We start from the raw sequence: 16,386 nt of genomic DNA, 5'->3' as shown, positions 1-16,386 counted from the left end.
CAGCCGGGCGACCTCGGCGGTGCCACCCGGACCGTTGGTCAGCCCGGGGGTGGGATCTCCACCCCGAGCACCGCCTGCTCGTCGGGGCGGTGCGCCAGCACGTCCCCAAGATACGACTGCACCGCCGGGGCCATGCCAACATCACGGCCGGCCCGTTGGGAGAGCAGCCACTTGTGCTCGATGATCTGCGCGAAGATCTCCTGGGGTTCCAGCTTGCGGCGTAGGTGCGCCGGCACGGCGCGGACCACCGGCTCGAAGACCTCGGTCAGCCAACGGTGCGCCGCCTGCTGCTCGTCGGCCAGGTCGCTCTCGGCCCGGTAGGCGTCCAGGTCGTTGAGGAGCCGGCGGGCCTGGTTCTCCTCCGCGTCCAGACCGGTGAGGCGAAGTAGCCGCCGGGTGTGGTAGCCGGCGTCCACCACCTTCGGCCGCACCAGATACCGCCCGTCGTCGATCGTTGAGACGGCGATCTCGGCCACGTCGAAGCCCAGCTCATTGAGCCCGCGGATCCGGCCCTCGATGTCGTGCCGAGCCTCCCGCTCGATCTGCTGCTCATAGGTGATCTCATGCCACAGCCGCTCGTACCGCCGCACGACCTCCTCGCACACCACCTCCGGGTCGATCGACTCGTGCAGCAGCCCGGCCGCCTGTAGATCCAACGCCTCACCGAAGATGTTCACCCGGGCGATCTCCAGGTCCTCACCGCGCTGCCCGTTCGACAACGAGCGGTGCAGCACCCCGGTCTCCGCGTCCACCAGGTAGGCCGCGAACGCACCCGCGTCCCGACGGAAGAGCGTGTTCGACAGCGAGCAGTCGCCCCAGAAGAAGCCGGTCAGGTGCATCCGGACCAGCAACGCGGCCAACGCGTCGAGGAGACGCTCCATCGTCTCCGGCCGCAGCGTGTGCGAGAAGAGCGCCCGGTAGGGCAGGGAGAACTGGAGGTGCCGGGTGATCAGCACCGGGTCCAGTGGTTCCCCGGCTTCGGTCTGCCGGTCGGCGACGATCGCCACCGCCTCCACCGTTGGGAAGTCGATCCGTTCCAAGGCCCGCAGCAGGTCGTATTCCCGCTCGGCGACCCGCTCGCCGGTCTCCTTGACCGCGTACACGTAACCGCCAAGCCGGACAAACCGGACAACGTGCCGGGAGATGCCCTGTGGCAACGCCACCAGGTGCTGCGCCGGCCACTCCACCAGCGGGGTCGACCAGGGCAGGTCGAGCAGCGCCGGGTCAACGAGAGCCGAGGTGATCCGCACGCACTCCAGTTTGCGCCCTCCCCCGCCGGAACGCCTCCCCGCGTGGTTCGGCACACAGCCACCCGGACCGGGCCGGGGGCCGAACGGGCCGGTAGCGTGGCCGAGATGCGGCAAGCGACAACCGGGTGGCGAGCGGTACGGTTCCGGCCGGTCCGCCCGGCTGGCTGGTGGTTCGATGGGCTGCTCCTCGCCGGTCTGGTGGCCCTGACCGCCGCCCTCGCCGCCGGCTACCTCTTCGGCCTCGACCAGGCGGTGGCCGACTGGTCGGACGCACATCGCCCCGCCGCCGCGTACTGGGTCGCGCGGATCCTTAACTACCTCGGCCAGGGCGGCCCGCTGACCCTGATCGCCGTCGGGCTCGGCGTTCTGCTCGCCGTACGACTCCGCTCCGCCCGCCCGCTGCTACCACCGGTCGCCGGGTTCGTGCTGATCAACGTCGTCGTCGGCGCGCTCAAGGTGGCGACGGCCCGGCCCGCGCCCAGCGCCAGCACACGCGAACCCTTCCTCGCGCCAGAACAGGCCCTGCCACTCTTCCAGCACGAGCTGGCGCTGCAGTTCACCCGCTCCTACCCGTCCGGGCACGTCGTCAACACGATCATCTGGTGGGGCGTGATCGTCCTGCTCCTCGCCCAGTTGCTGAGGACATCCGGGCGCACGTTGCCGCCCCGGCTCGCCGTCGCCGTGCGGGTCGTCCCACCCCTGGTGGTGTTCGCCACGACCCTGTACCTGGGCTGGCACTGGCTGACCGACTCGATCGCCGGGCTGCTGCTCGGCCTCCTGCTGGACCGGGTGCTGCACCGGGTGCCCTGGGACGATGTTCCACTACCCCGGAGAATCGATCAGGACCGTCGGAGCCGGACCTCCGCGCACGCGGACTGACTCGGACCTGCACGCCGAACCCACCATCCGCCGCCAGCGGATCGCCAAGAATACGCCTGCTTGTCCGACTCTGAGAGCTTAGACGTATAATTCCCCTGCTCAAGGTGAGAGTATGGCTATAAACCAGTTCAGGGGAAATCAATGAATAGAGTTGTACGCCCGAATCGGCGGGCGCTGCTCTCCGGTGCGCTTGTCGGCACCGTGGCCACGCTCGCGGGCTGCTCCTCGACGGAGGCGCAGTCGCCAACGGCCAGCGCCTCCCCCCAAGCGCCACCCACCACGCCCAAGGCAGCACTCGAGCGGCTGATGGAGGGCAACCAGCGGTGGGTCAAGGGCGAACCGCAGGCCCCCAACCGGGACCCGGCCCGGCGTCAGTCCGTAGCCCAGGAGCAGAAGCCCTTCGCGGCGGTCCTCTCCTGCATCGACTCGCGGGTGCCACCGGAGCTCATCTTCGACGTCGGCCTGGGCGACCTCTTCGTGACGCGCACCGGCGGCGAGGCGGTTGGCCCAGTGGTCACCGCATCTCTCGAATACGGACCCCTGGCCAACGGCACTCCGCTCATCGTGGTCCTCGGTCATCAACGTTGCGGCGCCGTCAAGGCGGCGTACGCCTCCCTTGGTGACGGCGAGACACTGCCCGGCCACCTGCCGGAGATCGTCACCGCCCTGCAGCCGGCGTACGAACAGGTAGCCGCAGCGGGGGGTAGCGACCCGATCGATGCCATGGTCCGAGCCCAGGTCGAGCTGGCCGCGGACGACCTGCGTTCCAACCCGGAGCTCGCCCCGCTCGTGGAAAAGCAGCAACTCGCCATTGTCAGCGCCTACTACTCCGTCGACACCGGCGCGGTCGAGGTCCTCAGCGGCGCACCCTCCCAACCAGCCGAACGGTGACCGGACAACACCGGTCCCGGGCCCAGCGGCATAGGTATTGACTCCGGGGCCTCTCCCCAGGTGCCGGAGCCTCCCGAGACCCGGGGCTAGTCGGAAGAGTCGGGTTGTGGCCCAACCGCCCCGTCCTGCTCCCCGGACCGGGGCAGTGGCGGGCTCCCCGGGGGCGTTGCGGCCTCCGGGGAGGAGCCGGCCGGGGGCGTTGCGGTCTCCGGGGACGAGCGGGCCGGGGGCGTTGCGGTCCCCGGGGACGAGCGGGCCGGGGGCGTTGCGGTCCCCGGGGAGGAGCCGGCCAGGGGCGTTACGGCCTCCGGGGACGAGCGGGCCGGGGGCTCGGATACCGCTAAATCGGGCGGGCCGGCCGCACGGAGCAGGGCATTCAGCCCGGCCCGGCGGGCAACCACCGTCAGCCGGTCCCCGGCCATGATCACTAGCCGGCGGTCGAGCTCCCACTCGTACCGCTGGCCGGAGCGGGCGTGGGCGAGGAGCCGGACGCTCCCCGCGCGGCCGACGGCGGCGAGCGGCTGGCCTTCGAGCGAGGAGCCGGCGGCGACCGGGACCTCGGTGACCAACAGGGCGTGCCGGCCGACCGAGATGGTGGCGATGACGGCACGGTCCAGCAGGGCGCCGGCGAACGACGGCGCCGCCAGGTACGACACGCTCCGCGAGACGCCGATCCCGAAGGACCGCTGGACGCGCTCGGCGAAGTGCCCGTCAAAGAGCCGCAGCACCACCTGAACATCGTCGTTGAGAGATCGGGCGGTCAGCGCGGCCCGCAGGTTCACCCCGTCGTCGGTGGAGACCACGACGAGAGCCTGACAGGTAGCGACCGAGGCCGCTCGCAGGATCTCCTCGGCGGAGGCGTCCCCCACCACCAGTGGGACGCCGAGCCGCCGGGCCAGCGCGGCACCCCGCGCATCCGGGTTCTTGTCGATGGCGACCACCTCAACGCCGAAATCGCGGAGTTGGGCGGTCACCCGCATCCCGATGTTGCCGAGGCCGACCACGACCACATGCCCGGAACGGTCGGTCAGGGGTCGCCCGGAGTGGAGCGCCAGCCGGGCGTTGACGAGGCCGTCCACCACCACGGCGGTGATCAACGGGATCAGCGCCAGCCCGGAGAGATTCAGCACCACCTGGAGGACCTGTTCGCCGACCGGCTTGGCGGCGTCCGGGTCCTGCCCGCTCAGGGCGGTGACCAGGGTCAGGTAGAGCGCCTCCGCCCAGCTCACCTCGGCGGTGCTGGCGTAGAGGCCACCGAGCACGACGATCACCGCCAGCAGCACCAACACGGCGATGCCGATCCTGCGGGTGGCGAAGCCGCGGACCGCCTGGAGCAGCATCGTGACCGGCCGGCGCCACCGCCGGGCCCGACGTAGTCGGCGTGCCGCCACCTCAGTTCCCGGTGGCGTACCGGCCGCCTCGGCGAGCACCACGTCGGCAACGGTCTCGTCCGTGGGCAGGACCCGGACCTCCCGCGGGTCGCGGGTATCCGCCACCGGGCAGACGACGTCCTCGTCGCGAAGGTCGACGCGGCGGGCCACATAGAGCGTCCGCCCGCCGTGCCGGAAGTGAGCCGGCGCGACCTCGCCCAGCGCGGCGGCGACGAAGGCAGGAGCCGCCATCGCGGCATCGGAGAGCACCGCCGAGTCGGGGAAGATCTGCCGCACCCCGTTGGCCAGGCTGGTGTTGAACATCCGCACCACCAACCGCAGGCTCGGCTGGACCTCCTGGGCGCAGAGCGCGGCGTGCATGTTGCCCACATCGTCTTGGTGCAGCAGCGCCAGGCCCTCGGCCCGGTCCAACCGGGCTCGGCGAAATGTCACCTCGTCGAGCCGGTCAGCCTGGATGACCTCAATGCCGTCGAGATCTCGACCGTCCGGGCTGTCCGTCCGCTGCCGCTTGGGCACCACCAACGTGATCCGGATCCGGGTCAGCTGCGGCTCGGTGCCGAGCAGTGACTTCACCACCCAGTACGCCAGGGCGTCGTGGCCACAGACCACGTAGTGGACCCAGGGGTCGCTGTTGCCTCGGAACCGGCCCCCGGACCACCATGCACGATCGAAGGGGCCCGTCATGCGACGCATGGTAAGCAGTTGGTTTCGCTCTCGCAGCCCCACGACCGTGAATCGCGCACAAGACGGTAGCGCGAGCCCACTCTTCACATCGAGATTTCTCCGGCAAACTGGGGCGATGGCGCTGTCGCAAATGGTGGGTCGACTCGTCGGCGTACGTGAGCATGTGGTGGAGCCGGGCGGTGGAGGCTTGCCGCGCGTACCCCACCCCACGCCGACCGTGGTCGTCGGTGGCGGAATAGCCGGCATGTCGGCCGCGGTGGTGCTGGCCGAACGGGGAGTTCCGGTCACCGTCCTGGAAGCCGCCCCCACCATCGGCGGACGGCTCCGCGCGTGGCCGGAGGTCTCGCCCGACGGCCTCCGAACCAACGAACACGGGTTCCACGCCTTCTTCCGCCAGTACTACAACTGGCGGAACATCCTGCGCCGGGTCGACCCGACGCTGGCCTTCCTCCGGCGGATCCCGCGCTACCCGGTGCTGTCCGCGCGGTGGCCGACCGAGGAGTTCGGCAAGCTGCCGCCCGCGGCGCCAGCGAACCTGCTCGCCCTCCTGCTCCGCAGCCCCAGCCTGCGCCTGCGGGACCTACGCGCGATGAACCGGGACGCCGCGCTGCCGTTGCTCAGCTACGACCCGATCCAGACGTACGCCGAGTTCGACGACACCACCGCCGACGCCCTGCTCACCTCGCTCCGGCTGCCGGACCGAGCCCGAGCCATGCTCTTTGAGGTCTTCTCCCACTCGTTCTTCAACCACGAGGCGGAGATGTCCGCCGCGGAAATGATCGCCCAGTTCCACTTCTACCTGCTGGGTAACCCGGAAGGGCTGGCCTTCGACTGCCCCACGGCGGACTACGCCGCGTCGATCTGGCAGCCCCTCACCCGGCACATCGAGCGGCACGGCGGCCGGATCGTCACCGAGGCCGCGGCGACCGGGCTGCACCGCGACGGCGCCGGCTGGCAGGTGGTGAGCACCGCCGGCGCGTACGAGGCCCGACACGTCGTGCTCGCCGTCGACCCACCGGCTCTCGCCGCGCTGGTCGCGGCCTCCCCCGTCCTCGCCGGGGCCGCCCCCGACCTGGTGGCGCGAATGCCCGCGTTCGGCCGACCCGGTCCGCCGTACGCGGTCGCCCGCTACTGGTGTGCCGGGGACGTGGATCCCGGGCGGGCGGTCTTCAGCGGGGTCTCCCGGCAGCCCACCCTGGACTCGGTGACGCTCTACCACCGGTTGGAGGAGGAGTCCCGCCGCTGGGCTACGCGCAACGGCGGCGCGGTGGTCGAGTTGCACGCGTACGCCTGCGAACCGGACGTTCCCGCCGAGGAGTTGGCCGACCGGATGTGGCGCGAGCTGACGCCCCTCTGGCCGGAGGCGGAGCGGCTGCGGGTCCGCGAGCTGCGGGCCCGGGTCGAGGCCCAGGCGCCCGCGTTCCCGCCCGGCAGCCACGCGGGGCGGCCCGGCGTCCGCACCGATGCCGCCCGGCTCTACCTGGCCGGCGACGGCATCCGCACCGACTTCCCCAGCGCCTTGATGGAGCGCTCCGCCGCCACCGGCATCCTCGCGGCCAACCACATCCTGCGGGACGAGGGCGGCGCGACCGAGCCAATCCACTCGATCCGCCCCCGGGGCCTGCTCGCCCGACCGCACTGACCGGGAGCGGTCGCGATCCAACCGCTACCCGATGCTGCCCGTTTCGGCCGGCCCCGCCTCGGACGGGGACCACGGGAAGCGGGCCGCTCGGCGCTCGTTGGCCGCCGCGACACCCTCCCGGGCCTCCCCGCTGGCCCGCGCCTGCCCATACCACCAGGCGATCCGAGCGTCGTCTGCCCGCCCGTCAACGATCTCCTTGGCCGCCATCACGCTGAGTCGAGACTGTGCGGTGACCGCGGCGGTGACCGCACCGACCCGGGCCGAGAGCGCGGCGGCGGGCAGCACCTCGTCAACCAGGCCAACCCGGAGCGCCCGCCCGGCGTCGATCAGCTCCGCCGTGAAGAGGAGGGCCTTCGCCGTGGACGGCCCGACCAGCCCGGCCAGCCGGCGGGTGGTGGGCGCCGGATAGACCAGTCCGAGTCGGGCCGGAGGTACCCCGAAGCGCGCGTCGTCGGCGGCGAGCCGCAGGTCGCAGGCGACGGCGAGTTGGCACCCACCGCCGACGCAGGCACCCCGAATCGCCGCGACTGTCGGCTTGGCGAAGGCGGCTAGCCGCTCCTCGGCGGTGACGGCGATACTGGCGTCACCGGCGTCCAGCAGCTCGTCCAGGTCACCGAGGTCAGCGCCGGCGCAGAAGGTTCCGTCGGCTCCGGTGAGCACCAGGGCCCGTACCGCCGGGTCGGCCTCCAGCTGATCGAGCACCGCCGGCAGGCGTCGCCACATCGCCGCGGTCATCGCGTTTCGGCGAGTCGGATTGTGGATCACCACGGTCGCCACCGGAGCGGCCACCTCGACAAGCAGTTCCGCGTCCGCCACCGAAACTCTCCCTCCGATCCACTCCGCCGCGGTGACGATATCGACGCGGCCGCCGCCCCGCCCCGTCCAGGTGACGGCGGTCACGGTCTGGTGGCCGTTCCTAACCGGAGGCGCGATCAGATCGGGGCCAGACGTATTCCAGATCGGTCGGGATGTCACCGAACTGCGGACGATAGTGCTCCGGGTCCTTGCGCAGCAGCGACGAACGGTGGCTCCGGTGCAGGTCGTCGCGGCCCAGCCAGGGCGGTAGCTCACCGGCGTCAGCCAACTCGGCCTGGGTACGAACGGTGCGCACGCCCCGGGCTGCGGTGAAGTCGGTGATCAGCGTCGCTGCGCAGGTGTCGGCTCGGCCCGCCTCGCACCAGACCGCGCACACGTCCAGCCCGTACCGGGTCAGCGCCTCCTCGTAGCCGGCCCACATCTTCACCGCTGGATGGTGCCGCCAGCCGTAACCCGGACGGGTCAGCCCTCGCAGCACCTGAATCGCCTCCACCCGCTGCTTACCGAGCCGACGTTGGTCCAGCGCGGCCGCGCTGGCCAGGAAGTCCGGGTACGGAAGGAACGTCTGCATCCTGGCTACCTACCCGCCGCCGCACCCGACAATCCTCCGGCGGTGGGGTCGCCCCCCCCCCGCCGAACCGGGACGGTCTGCGCCGAACACCGCTACCAAAGCGGCGGCGGGCGACGAAGCAACGGAGTTCGCTGACGTTTATAGTCGATCTAGAACTACGTCAGAACGCTCGCTCAGTCCATCCCGGCTCGCCGGCAAGGATGCCAGCCGGACGGACCCTGCACAGGGGAACGTGTGGCCGTCTACAGTGCTCAGCAGCTCCACGGCTTACGGATCATCGTCACCGGCGGCGGCACCGGAGGGCACACCTACCCGGCATTGACGACCATCCAGACGCTCCGCGCTCGCCTCGCTGAGACCGGGGCCGCGCCCGACATCCTCTGGGTCGGGGTCGAGCAGGGCCTGGAGGCGAAGATCGCCCGGCAGGAGGGCCTACCCTTCCGCGCCATCACCACCGGAAAGTTACGGCGATCCCCGACTCGCCAGGAGCTGTGGCGCAACATCACCGACGCGTTCCGGATTCCGATCGGCGTACTGCAGGCCATGGCGACCGTACTGCGGGTCCGGCCGCACGTGGTCCTCTCCACCGGCGGCTACGTCTCCGTCCCGATCGGCCTGGCCGCCTGGCTGGCTCGGCGGCCTCTGGTCATGCACGAGCAAACCCTCAACCTGGGCCTGGCCAACCGGATTCTCGCCCTCGTCGCCACCCGGGTACTGCTGAGCCACACCTCCTCGTTGCCGAACCTGTCGAAGCGGGCGCAGGCGAGGGCGGTGGTCACCGGCAACCCGGTCCGCCCCGACATGCTCGCCGGGGACCCGATTGCCGGCCGAGCCGCCTACCGGCTGGAGCCGCACCTGCCACTGGTCTTCGTCACCGGCGGGGCGCAGGGCGCGGTGCAGGTGAACCAGATGGTCGCCGAGGTCCTCCCCGAGGTCCTGCAGCGTTGCCAGGTGCTGCACCAGTGCGGGGAGTACAGCCTGGACCAGATGCAACAGGTCGCTGCCCAGCTACCGCCGCACTTACAGGCCCGTTACCGCGTCGTGGACTACATCCATGGACAACTGCCCGATGTGCTCGCTGCCGCCGACATCGTGGTCGCACGCAGTGGCGCCGGGACAGTGGCCGAGCTGACCGCGTTGGGCCGGCCGGCGATCCTGATCCCACTCGTGCCGACCTCCGGCGACGAGCAGCGGCAGACCGCCCGGCATCTCGCCGCGGCCGGCGCGGCGCGGATGCTCACTGGCGGCGACGCCACCGGTGCCGCGCTCCGCGCCGAACTCTTGACGTTGCTCGACGACGCGCAGCGGCGACACGCCCTGGCGGAGGCCGCCCGTCGCCACGGCCGGCCAGACGCCGCGTCCGCCGCCGTCACCGAGCTGATCGACGCTGCCCGCCGCGGCTGACCGACACCCGTAGGTGCCACCGCGCTCAGGGCAGTAGCACCCTTTGAGCCGAGTTGGTATCCTATTTGCGCCTACTAAACCGGTTAAGTAACGGCAACCGATGCAGCGGTTACACCCAGCCGTTGTGCCAGTCACTCCACGGACCAGACCCAGGGGGCCGAGTGAAGTCGATGCACGACCGTACCGGCGGCGCGTCAAACGCCCACGCCGCTCTCGCACCAGCCGGCTCGTCAACGTGACCGTGGAGCCCGACCGGCTACAGGCGTCATGGGCACGAGTCCTCGCGCACGGCGACGCGGTGCCGGCCTACTTCTACGCCGCCCTGTTCGCGCGTAACCCCCAGCTGCGACAGCTCTTCCCGGCCTCCATGGCGGGCCAGCGGGATCGACTGGTCGCCGCGCTTGGACGCATCGTCGCCGGTGTGGGCGAGCCAGACCTGATGCTGCCCTTCGCACGCGGACTCGGCCGCGACCACCGACGCTTTGACGTTGTTCCCGAGCACTACGCGCCCGTTGGGGAGGCGCTACTGGCCACCCTCAGCCAGTTCCTCGGTCCTGAATGGGACGCCGACCTGGCGTCCGGGTGGACTGAGGCGTACGGCCTGGTCGCGCAGGTCATGTGTGATGCCGCGGCGGAGGCCACCCGCGCCGAGCCTCCGTACTGGAAAGCGCTGGTTGTCGAACACGAGCGCCGGGGCCTGGACGTGGCCGTGGTCCGACTGCAGGTGGACCAGCCCGTGCCCTACTGGTACCTGCCGGGCCAGTCCTGTGCGATCGAGGTGCCGACTCGGCTTCGCCTCTGGCGGTACTACTCGCCCGCGAACATCCCGCGCCGCGATGGGCTGGTCGAGCTACATGTGAAGGCAGTCCCAGGGGGTGAGGTCTCCACCGCCATCGTGCAGTCGTTGCGCAACGGTGACGAGATCCGCGTCGGTGCGCCCATCGGGCACAGCCTGACCCTGGACCCGGACTCCGGTCGGGACCTCTTGCTGCTCGCTGGCGGGACCGGCCTGGCTCCGCTGAAGGCGCTGACCGAACAGCTCGCCGCTGAGGGTGGCCGGCGACGAGTCACGCTCGTCGTCGGCGGTCGCACCGGTGGCGACCTTTACGACCTGCCGGCCCTGGAGTCCATGGCGCAGCAGATGCCCTGGTTGACCATCGTCCCCACCCTGTCCCACGATACCCATGCCATTGGCGTTCACCGTGGCAACGTCGTTGATGTCGCGCTGCGCCTGGGCCGCTGGGACGCGCACGACATCTACGTCTGCGGTCCAACCGAGATGGTCGCCACCAGCCGCGAACGCCTCGCCGAAGCCGGTATCGCCCCGCAGCAAATTCGGAGCGAGGACGGCACCAACGACCCCTACCGCCCCGACTCCGCAGCCACCATCGCGGTGGCCGACCGCGCCGAGGTGTACGCACGATGAACACAGCCAACCTTCCCGGCGACGAGCCTGACCTCGGCCGCCAACACACCCCGCTCCGGGGATGGCGACCGGTGTCCCCGGAGCACATCCGGGGACACCGGTTCCGCGAAACCGCACTCGGCCGCCGTGGCTACCGCCCGGACGAGGTCGATGCCTTTCTCGCCCGGCTGGCGGAGGAGGTGCAGCGGTGGACCAGCATCCATGCCCGCGACCTCGCGGAAATCAACCGGCTACGCGGCTTCTTCCGCAACCAGAACATCGACACCGAGCCCGCCCGCCAACGCACCTACTCCGGCGAGGCGATCCACATTCTGGCCACCGCCCAGCAGCAGGCCGACCAACTCGTCGCCGACGCCAAGGCCCACGCCCGCAGCATGCAGACCGACGCGCGTAGCCAGGCCGAACGCGTCGTCGTCGAGGCACGTCGCGAGGCGGAAGCAGCCGCCCACGCCTACCGCGTCCGTGCCGGGCAGCAGTACTCCGCCGACCGGGAGCAGGTCGAGCGCCTCGCCGCCATCTCGCGGAACATCCTCGCCGCGGTCGCGGGCGCCACCAGCCAACTCGATGGTGCCAGCGCCCAGATTCGCGCGGTGGGCGACGCCTTCGGCGCCGAGCTGACCAAGCTGGTCGGCCCCCCAGCCGCCGTACCCGAGCAAACCGCCATACCGGACCATCCCACGGCTACGGGGATGCAGCACGTCCACGGGCAGACGCACCGGTAATCACGCGCCACGAGCCCAGCGGCGACCCACCACGCCGTACGCGCCGCACCGGGAGTCGGGCGACCGGGCTTCGGTCGTCTGCTCCCCGCGGCTCACCGCAGCGCGTCCTGCCCGCTCGGGCTGGCGCGGTAGCGGCGGGTCGGCAGCAGCAGCGTGGGGTGGCGGACGCTCCAGGCCGCACCCTTGCAGAACACCTCCTTGTACCGGGCTGCCATCCTTCCGGCGAGGAAAGACGACTTGGCGCGGTCATCGGCGGTCACGAACTGGATGAGCCCGTCCCGCCGGCCGAGACTGACGCACTGGTTGTAGTAGCGGAACGCGAATTTCGGCACCTCCCGGCCGGTGAGCCGCGCGGCGATCGCGTCGGCGGCCTGCCAGCCCATCGGGATCCCGGTAGCGCAGGACATCCGGAGCGGCTTGCCCCCGGGCCCCTCGGCGAACGCGGCATCCCCGATCGCATACACCTCGGGGTGCGAGACCGCCCGCATGGTGGCATCCACCCGAATTTGTCCAGTGTCGGCGAGCTCAAGGGGCGTGGCCGCGGCGATGGGGTGAACGGCGAAGCCCGCCGTCCAGACCGTCACCTGAGCCGGAACGGTTCGGCCGTCGCCGGTAACCGCGCTGGCCGCGTCGACCCGGACGATGTTCGTGTGCTCGTGCACGGTGATGCCGAGCCGGTCGCAGACGCGTCGCAGGTGACGCCGCGCCCCGACGTCCAGCCAGTCACCGAACCCGCCGCGGGCAGCGATCGCGACGGCGAGGTCCGGCCGCGCCTCGGCGAACTCGGTGGCGGCTTCGAGGCCGGTCAGCCCACCTCCAACGACCAGAACGTTCCCGCCGGCGCCGAGGCGGACCAGGCGATCGCGCAGCCGCAGGGCGGACTCCCTTCCGGCGATGTCGTAGGCGTGCGCGGCGACACCGGGAACCCCGTGGTCGGTACCGGTGCTACCGAGGGCGTAGACGAGGCTGTCGTAGCCGATCTCGTCCGCGCCCTGCTGATCCACCACCGTGACGACTTTGTGGTCGAGGTCAACGGCGGTGACCCGGCCCAGGAGCAGCCGGACGCCCGTACCCGCGTAGATGTCGCGCAGTCGGCGGCGGGCGAGGCGCTGTCCGGCCGCGAGCTGGTGCAGCCGGACCCGCTCGACGAACTCGGCCTCGGCGTTGACGACAGTGATCTCGACGCTGCCAGGGTGCAGCCGCCGGGCGAGGCGTCCGGCGGCGGCGGCTCCAGCGTATCCGGCCCCGAGGACGACGATGCGGTGCTTCATGATCTCACTCCTGTCTCGATGCGTCCGCTTCCTGAACCGGACAGCGACGCGGTTGCTGACAGGAGGCCACCGTGAGCTGGGTCACCAGGCTTCGATGAACGGTTCGCCGGGCTCCACCGCGAACCAGCGGTGGGTGGCGCGGGCAAGCTTGTCGGGGTTGATCTGGGAGTGGATAGCCGCGATGCCCTCCCCGGTCAGGTGCAGGGACATGACGGCGACGACCCGGTCGTCGAGCACGACCACCACCGCGGGCCCACCATTGACAACGCCGGCATGGACAGCAGGTCGGCCACCCATCCGGTCGCGTTTGGCTGGGGTGGGAGCGAAGAGACCGCGCAGGAACCTCGCCACCGCCAGCGCACCGGCGACCGGCGTGGTCCGGGCGGGAACCTTGCCACCACCGTCGCCGACGCTCGTCGCGTCCGCGGTCAGGAGCTCGACCAGCCGCCGAACCTCCCCACTGGTGGCGGCCATGAGGAACTCTTCGACGATCTTCCGCGTGCTGGTCGCGTCCACCTCCGCGCGGACCCGGCCGGTGCTGATGTGCTGCTTCGCCCGCCGGTAGATCTGTTGGCAGTTCGACTCGGTGAGGTCGAGGAACTCGGCGATCTCACCGTGCGAGTAGCCGAACGCCGCACGGAGCACGTACACGACCCGTTCGTTGGCCGAGAGCCGCTCCAACAGGACAAGCACCGCCATCGAGACCGACTCCCGCTGCTCGACGGTGTCGACCGGGCCGAGCATCGGGTCTCCGGGGAGCAACGGCTCGGGCAGCCAGGTGCCCACATACCTCTCACGCCGGGCGCGCGCCGAGGTGAGCTGGTTGAGACAGAGGTTGGTGAGCACCTTCGTCAGCCACGCCTCGGGCGTCCGGACCACGCTCCGGTCGGCGGCCTGCCACCGGAGAAACGTCTCCTGGACCGCGTCCTCGGCATCGCTCGCCGAGCCGAGCAGCCGGTAGGCGATCGCCTCCAACCGAGTCCTGGAGTGCTCGAACAGCTCGACCTCGTGCGAACTCATCGGCATGGGTCGACAGTAGCGACGACCGGTGTCGGGCCGTCGGGTCAGGCTGGGCCGTGATCGTCACCTTCGAGGCCGGTGACGTCACCACCCTGCGCCTGGAACTCCTCGCACAGCGAACCAGTCCAGACCGGAACGCCGCGCTGCCGCTGGGGTACGGCAGGATGGCCGACGTGACCGCTGCTCCCCGTCCCGCCCTGGCGACGCTCGAGGCGGTGCTGGAGCGGCTCACATACGTCAACGAGGAGACCGGCTACACCGTGGCCCGGGTCGCCACCGACCGCAGTGGTGATCTGTTGACGGTGGTGGGTGCCCTGCTGGGCGCGCAGCCGGGGGAGAGCCTACGGCTGCACGGGCGCTGGTCCTCCCACCCCAAATACGGTCGGCAGTTCGAGGTCGACTCCTACACCACGATCTTGCCGGCCACGATCCAGGGCATTCAGCGCTACCTCGGCTCGGGCTTGGTGAAGGGCATCGGACCGGTGTTCGCCGAACGGATCGTCGCCCACTTCGGCCTGGAGACGCTGCGGATCATTGAGGAGGAGCCGGCCCGGCTGGTGGAGGTGCCGGGGCTGGGCCCGAAGCGCACGGCGAAGATCACCGCGGCGTGGGAGGAACAAAAGGCGATCAAGGAGGTCATGGTCTTCCTCCAGGGCGTCGGGGTCTCGACCTCGCTGGCGGTACGGATCTACAAGCAGTACGGCGACGCCGCCACCGACGTGGTCACGAAGGAGCCCTACCGGCTGGCGGCCGACGTGTGGGGTATCGGCTTCAAGACCGCCGACACCATCGCCCAGTCGGTCGGTATCCCGCACGACAGCCCGCAGCGGGTCATGGCCGGCTTGCAGTACACGCTCTCCGAGGCCACTGACAACGGCCACTGCTACCTGCCCGAAGCGGAGCTGGTCGCGGACGCGACGAAGATCCTCGACGTGCCGGCCGACCTCGTCGCCCGCTGCCTGGACGACCTGGTCGCCGAGGAGGGTGTCGTTCGTGAGTCACTGCCGGGCGGCGACGCGGAGCCGGTGCGGGCGGTGTACCTGGTGCCGTTCCACCGGGCGGAGCGGTCGCTCGCCACCAGCCTGCTCCGCCTGCTCGGCGATGGGGCCGATCGACTGCCCCACTTCGCGGACGTCAACTGGGACAAGGCCCTGACCTGGCTGAAGGCGCGTACCGGCAATGACCTCGCCGCCGAGCAGGAGCAGGCGGTCCGGCTCGCGCTGACCTCGAAGGTCGCGGTGCTGACCGGCGGGCCGGGGTGCGGCAAGAGCTTCACTGTCCGTTCGATCGTCGAGCTGGCCGCCGCCAAGAAAGCCAAGGTCACCCTGGTGGCCCCGACCGGGCGGGCTGCCAAGCGCCTCTCCGAGCTCACCGGGCATCCCGCCGCCACGGTGCATCGCCTGTTGCAGCTGCGCCCGGGCGGGGACGCCTCCTACGACCGGGACAACCCCCTCGACGTTGACCTGCTCGTCGTGGACGAGGCCTCCATGCTCGACCTCATCCTGGCCAACAAACTTGTCAAGGCCGTCCCGCCCGGCGCGCACCTGCTGCTGGTCGGCGACGTCGACCAGCTCCCCTCGGTCGGCGCCGGCGAGGTGTTGCGCGATCTGCTCGCCGCTGCGACCGTCCCGCGGGTGCGGTTGACCCAGATCTTCCGCCAGGCCGCCCAGTCCGGCGTCGTCACCAACGCGCACCGGATCAACGCCGGCCGCCCGCCCCTGCTCCAGGGCCTGCCGGACTTCTTCCTCTTCGCCTGCGACGACACGGAGGCCACCGCCGACCGTACCGTCGATGTCGCCTGCTCCCGCATCCCCGCCAAGTTCCGCCTCGACCCCCGCCGGGACGTGCAGGTCCTCACCCCCATGCACCGCGGTCCCGCCGGCTCGGGCGCGCTGAACACCCTGCTCCAGCAACAACTCACCCCGCATCGGGAGGGGCAGCCGGAGCGGCGTGCCGGCGGCCGGGTGTTCCGCATCGGCGACAAAGTGACCCAAATCCGCAACAACTACGACAAGGGGCAGGCGGGTGTCTTCAACGGCACTCTCGGCATCGTCACCCAGCTCTCGGCCGAGGAGCAGACCCTGACGGTCCGCACCGACGAGGACGAGAGCATCGACTACGACTTCGACGAACTCGACGAGCTGGCGCACGCCTACGCCATGACCATCCACCGCTCGCAGGGCTCCGAATACCCGGCGGTCGTCATCCCGCTGACCACCAGTGCCTGGATGATGCTGCAACGCAACCTGCTCTACACCGCGGTCACCCGCGCCAAACAGCTCGTCGTCCTGGTCGGCTCCCGCCGGGCCCTCGCCGCCGCGGTCCGCACCGTCGGCGCCGGCCGCCGGCACACCGCCCTCAACCACCGACTCGCCACCACAACACCCTGACCGGGGGTGGCCCAAGGGCAGAGACGAGG

Annotated in this window: 13 protein-coding genes; 7 read left to right on the top strand and 6 right to left on the bottom strand. The window is 70.8% G+C overall.

The window, feature by feature from the left end; all coding sequences use genetic code 11:
• Nucleotides 1-38 precede the first annotated feature (38 nt).
• Nucleotides 39-1,250: a DUF4032 domain-containing protein gene (locus SALPAC4_RS0111175; protein ID WP_019870391.1), complete on the bottom strand. Its 1,212-nt coding sequence runs from the start codon at nucleotides 1,248-1,250 to the stop codon at nucleotides 39-41.
• 42 nt (nucleotides 1,251-1,292) lie between these two features.
• Here SALPAC4_RS0111175 and SALPAC4_RS0111170 point away from each other — a divergent pair, with 42 nt between their 5' ends.
• On the top strand, nucleotides 1,293-2,129 hold the full coding sequence (locus SALPAC4_RS0111170; RefSeq protein WP_019870390.1) for a phosphatase PAP2 family protein: 837 nt from the start codon (nucleotides 1,293-1,295) through the stop codon (nucleotides 2,127-2,129).
• A 306-nt stretch (nucleotides 2,130-2,435) separates the two neighbouring features.
• Nucleotides 2,436-3,020 (top strand): carbonic anhydrase, encoded by a 585-nt coding sequence (locus SALPAC4_RS0111165; protein WP_027644649.1) that lies wholly within the window; start codon nucleotides 2,436-2,438, stop codon nucleotides 3,018-3,020.
• An 86-nt stretch (nucleotides 3,021-3,106) separates the two neighbouring features.
• Here the strand turns inward: SALPAC4_RS0111165 and SALPAC4_RS0111160 are convergent, their stop codons facing one another.
• A complete protein-coding gene (locus SALPAC4_RS0111160) occupies nucleotides 3,107-5,095 on the bottom strand; it encodes an NAD-binding protein (RefSeq protein WP_019870388.1) in 1,989 nt (662 codons plus the stop codon).
• 115 nt (nucleotides 5,096-5,210) lie between these two features.
• On the opposite strand from SALPAC4_RS0111160, the gene SALPAC4_RS0111155 reads away from it, so the two are divergent.
• Nucleotides 5,211-6,737, top strand: coding sequence for an FAD-dependent oxidoreductase (locus SALPAC4_RS0111155; RefSeq protein WP_027644651.1), 1,527 nt, complete (start codon nucleotides 5,211-5,213; stop codon nucleotides 6,735-6,737).
• A 24-nt stretch (nucleotides 6,738-6,761) separates the two neighbouring features.
• Here the strand turns inward: SALPAC4_RS0111155 and SALPAC4_RS0111150 are convergent, their stop codons facing one another.
• Both SALPAC4_RS0111150 and SALPAC4_RS0111145 read right to left on the bottom strand, forming a co-directional pair.
• The gene (locus SALPAC4_RS0111150; protein WP_050565024.1) at nucleotides 6,762-7,592 is read right to left on the bottom strand and encodes an enoyl-CoA hydratase/isomerase family protein; all 831 of its coding nucleotides are present in this window, start codon (nucleotides 7,590-7,592) and stop codon (nucleotides 6,762-6,764) included.
• Between the two features lie 61 nt (nucleotides 7,593-7,653).
• A complete protein-coding gene (locus SALPAC4_RS0111145; protein WP_018730343.1) occupies nucleotides 7,654-8,124 on the bottom strand; it encodes an MSMEG_6728 family protein in 471 nt (156 codons plus the stop codon).
• A gap of 234 nt (nucleotides 8,125-8,358) precedes the next feature.
• On the opposite strand from SALPAC4_RS0111145, the gene SALPAC4_RS0111140 reads away from it, so the two are divergent.
• The 3 genes from SALPAC4_RS0111140 (at nucleotide 8,359) to SALPAC4_RS0111130 (ending at nucleotide 11,676) form a co-directional block, all read left to right on the top strand.
• Nucleotides 8,359-9,528, top strand: coding sequence for a UDP-N-acetylglucosamine--N-acetylmuramyl-(pentapeptide) pyrophosphoryl-undecaprenol N-acetylglucosamine transferase (locus tag SALPAC4_RS0111140; protein WP_019870385.1), 1,170 nt, complete (start codon nucleotides 8,359-8,361; stop codon nucleotides 9,526-9,528).
• 235 nt (nucleotides 9,529-9,763) lie between these two features.
• Nucleotides 9,764-10,954, top strand: coding sequence for an FAD-binding oxidoreductase (locus SALPAC4_RS0111135; protein ID WP_019870384.1), 1,191 nt, complete (start codon nucleotides 9,764-9,766; stop codon nucleotides 10,952-10,954).
• Entirely contained in the window at nucleotides 10,951-11,676 is a 726-nt protein-coding gene (locus tag SALPAC4_RS0111130; RefSeq protein WP_019870383.1) for a DivIVA domain-containing protein, read from the top strand. Before SALPAC4_RS0111135 ends, SALPAC4_RS0111130 begins: the two co-directional genes overlap by 4 nt.
• A 92-nt stretch (nucleotides 11,677-11,768) precedes the next feature.
• On the opposite strand, the gene SALPAC4_RS0111125 is transcribed toward SALPAC4_RS0111130, so the two are convergent.
• Both SALPAC4_RS0111125 and SALPAC4_RS0111120 read right to left on the bottom strand, forming a co-directional pair.
• Nucleotides 11,769-12,947, bottom strand: coding sequence for an NAD(P)/FAD-dependent oxidoreductase (locus tag SALPAC4_RS0111125; protein WP_019870382.1), 1,179 nt, complete (start codon nucleotides 12,945-12,947; stop codon nucleotides 11,769-11,771).
• A gap of 81 nt (nucleotides 12,948-13,028) precedes the next feature.
• Nucleotides 13,029-13,973, bottom strand: a complete 945-nt coding sequence (locus SALPAC4_RS0111120; RefSeq protein WP_019870381.1) for an RNA polymerase sigma-70 factor — start codon at nucleotides 13,971-13,973, stop codon at nucleotides 13,029-13,031.
• Between the two features lie 158 nt (nucleotides 13,974-14,131).
• On the opposite strand from SALPAC4_RS0111120, the gene recD2 reads away from it, so the two are divergent.
• Nucleotides 14,132-16,357, top strand: a complete 2,226-nt coding sequence (gene recD2, locus SALPAC4_RS0111115; RefSeq protein ID WP_027644653.1) for an SF1B family DNA helicase RecD2 — start codon at nucleotides 14,132-14,134, stop codon at nucleotides 16,355-16,357.
• Nucleotides 16,358-16,386 lie beyond the last annotated feature (29 nt).

It is taken from the genome of Salinispora oceanensis (assembly GCF_000383575.1).
Taxonomy (GTDB): domain Bacteria; phylum Actinomycetota; class Actinomycetes; order Mycobacteriales; family Micromonosporaceae; genus Micromonospora; species Micromonospora oceanensis.
This window is presented reverse-complemented; position numbering and strand designations above follow the sequence as displayed.

What these genes read in the sequence shown, in the direction of transcription:
- SALPAC4_RS0111165 (WP_027644649.1), top strand. Translation starts at nt 2,436, where the DNA reads ATGGAGGGCAACCAGCGGTGGGTCAAGGGCGAACCGCAGGCCCCCAAC.
- SALPAC4_RS0111160 (WP_019870388.1), bottom strand. Translation starts at nt 5,095, where the DNA reads ATGACGGGCCCCTTCGATCGTGCATGGTGGTCCGGGGGCCGGTTCCGA.
- SALPAC4_RS0111155 (WP_027644651.1), top strand. Translation starts at nt 5,211, where the DNA reads ATGGCGCTGTCGCAAATGGTGGGTCGACTCGTCGGCGTACGTGAGCAT.
- SALPAC4_RS0111145 (WP_018730343.1), bottom strand. Translation starts at nt 8,124, where the DNA reads ATGCAGACGTTCCTTCCGTACCCGGACTTCCTGGCCAGCGCGGCCGCG.
- SALPAC4_RS0111130 (WP_019870383.1), top strand. Translation starts at nt 10,951, where the DNA reads ATGAACACAGCCAACCTTCCCGGCGACGAGCCTGACCTCGGCCGCCAA.
- SALPAC4_RS0111125 (WP_019870382.1), bottom strand. Translation starts at nt 12,947, where the DNA reads ATGAAGCACCGCATCGTCGTCCTCGGGGCCGGATACGCTGGAGCCGCC.
- SALPAC4_RS0111120 (WP_019870381.1), bottom strand. Translation starts at nt 13,973, where the DNA reads ATGCCGATGAGTTCGCACGAGGTCGAGCTGTTCGAGCACTCCAGGACT.
- recD2 (WP_027644653.1), top strand. Translation starts at nt 14,132, where the DNA reads ATGGCCGACGTGACCGCTGCTCCCCGTCCCGCCCTGGCGACGCTCGAG.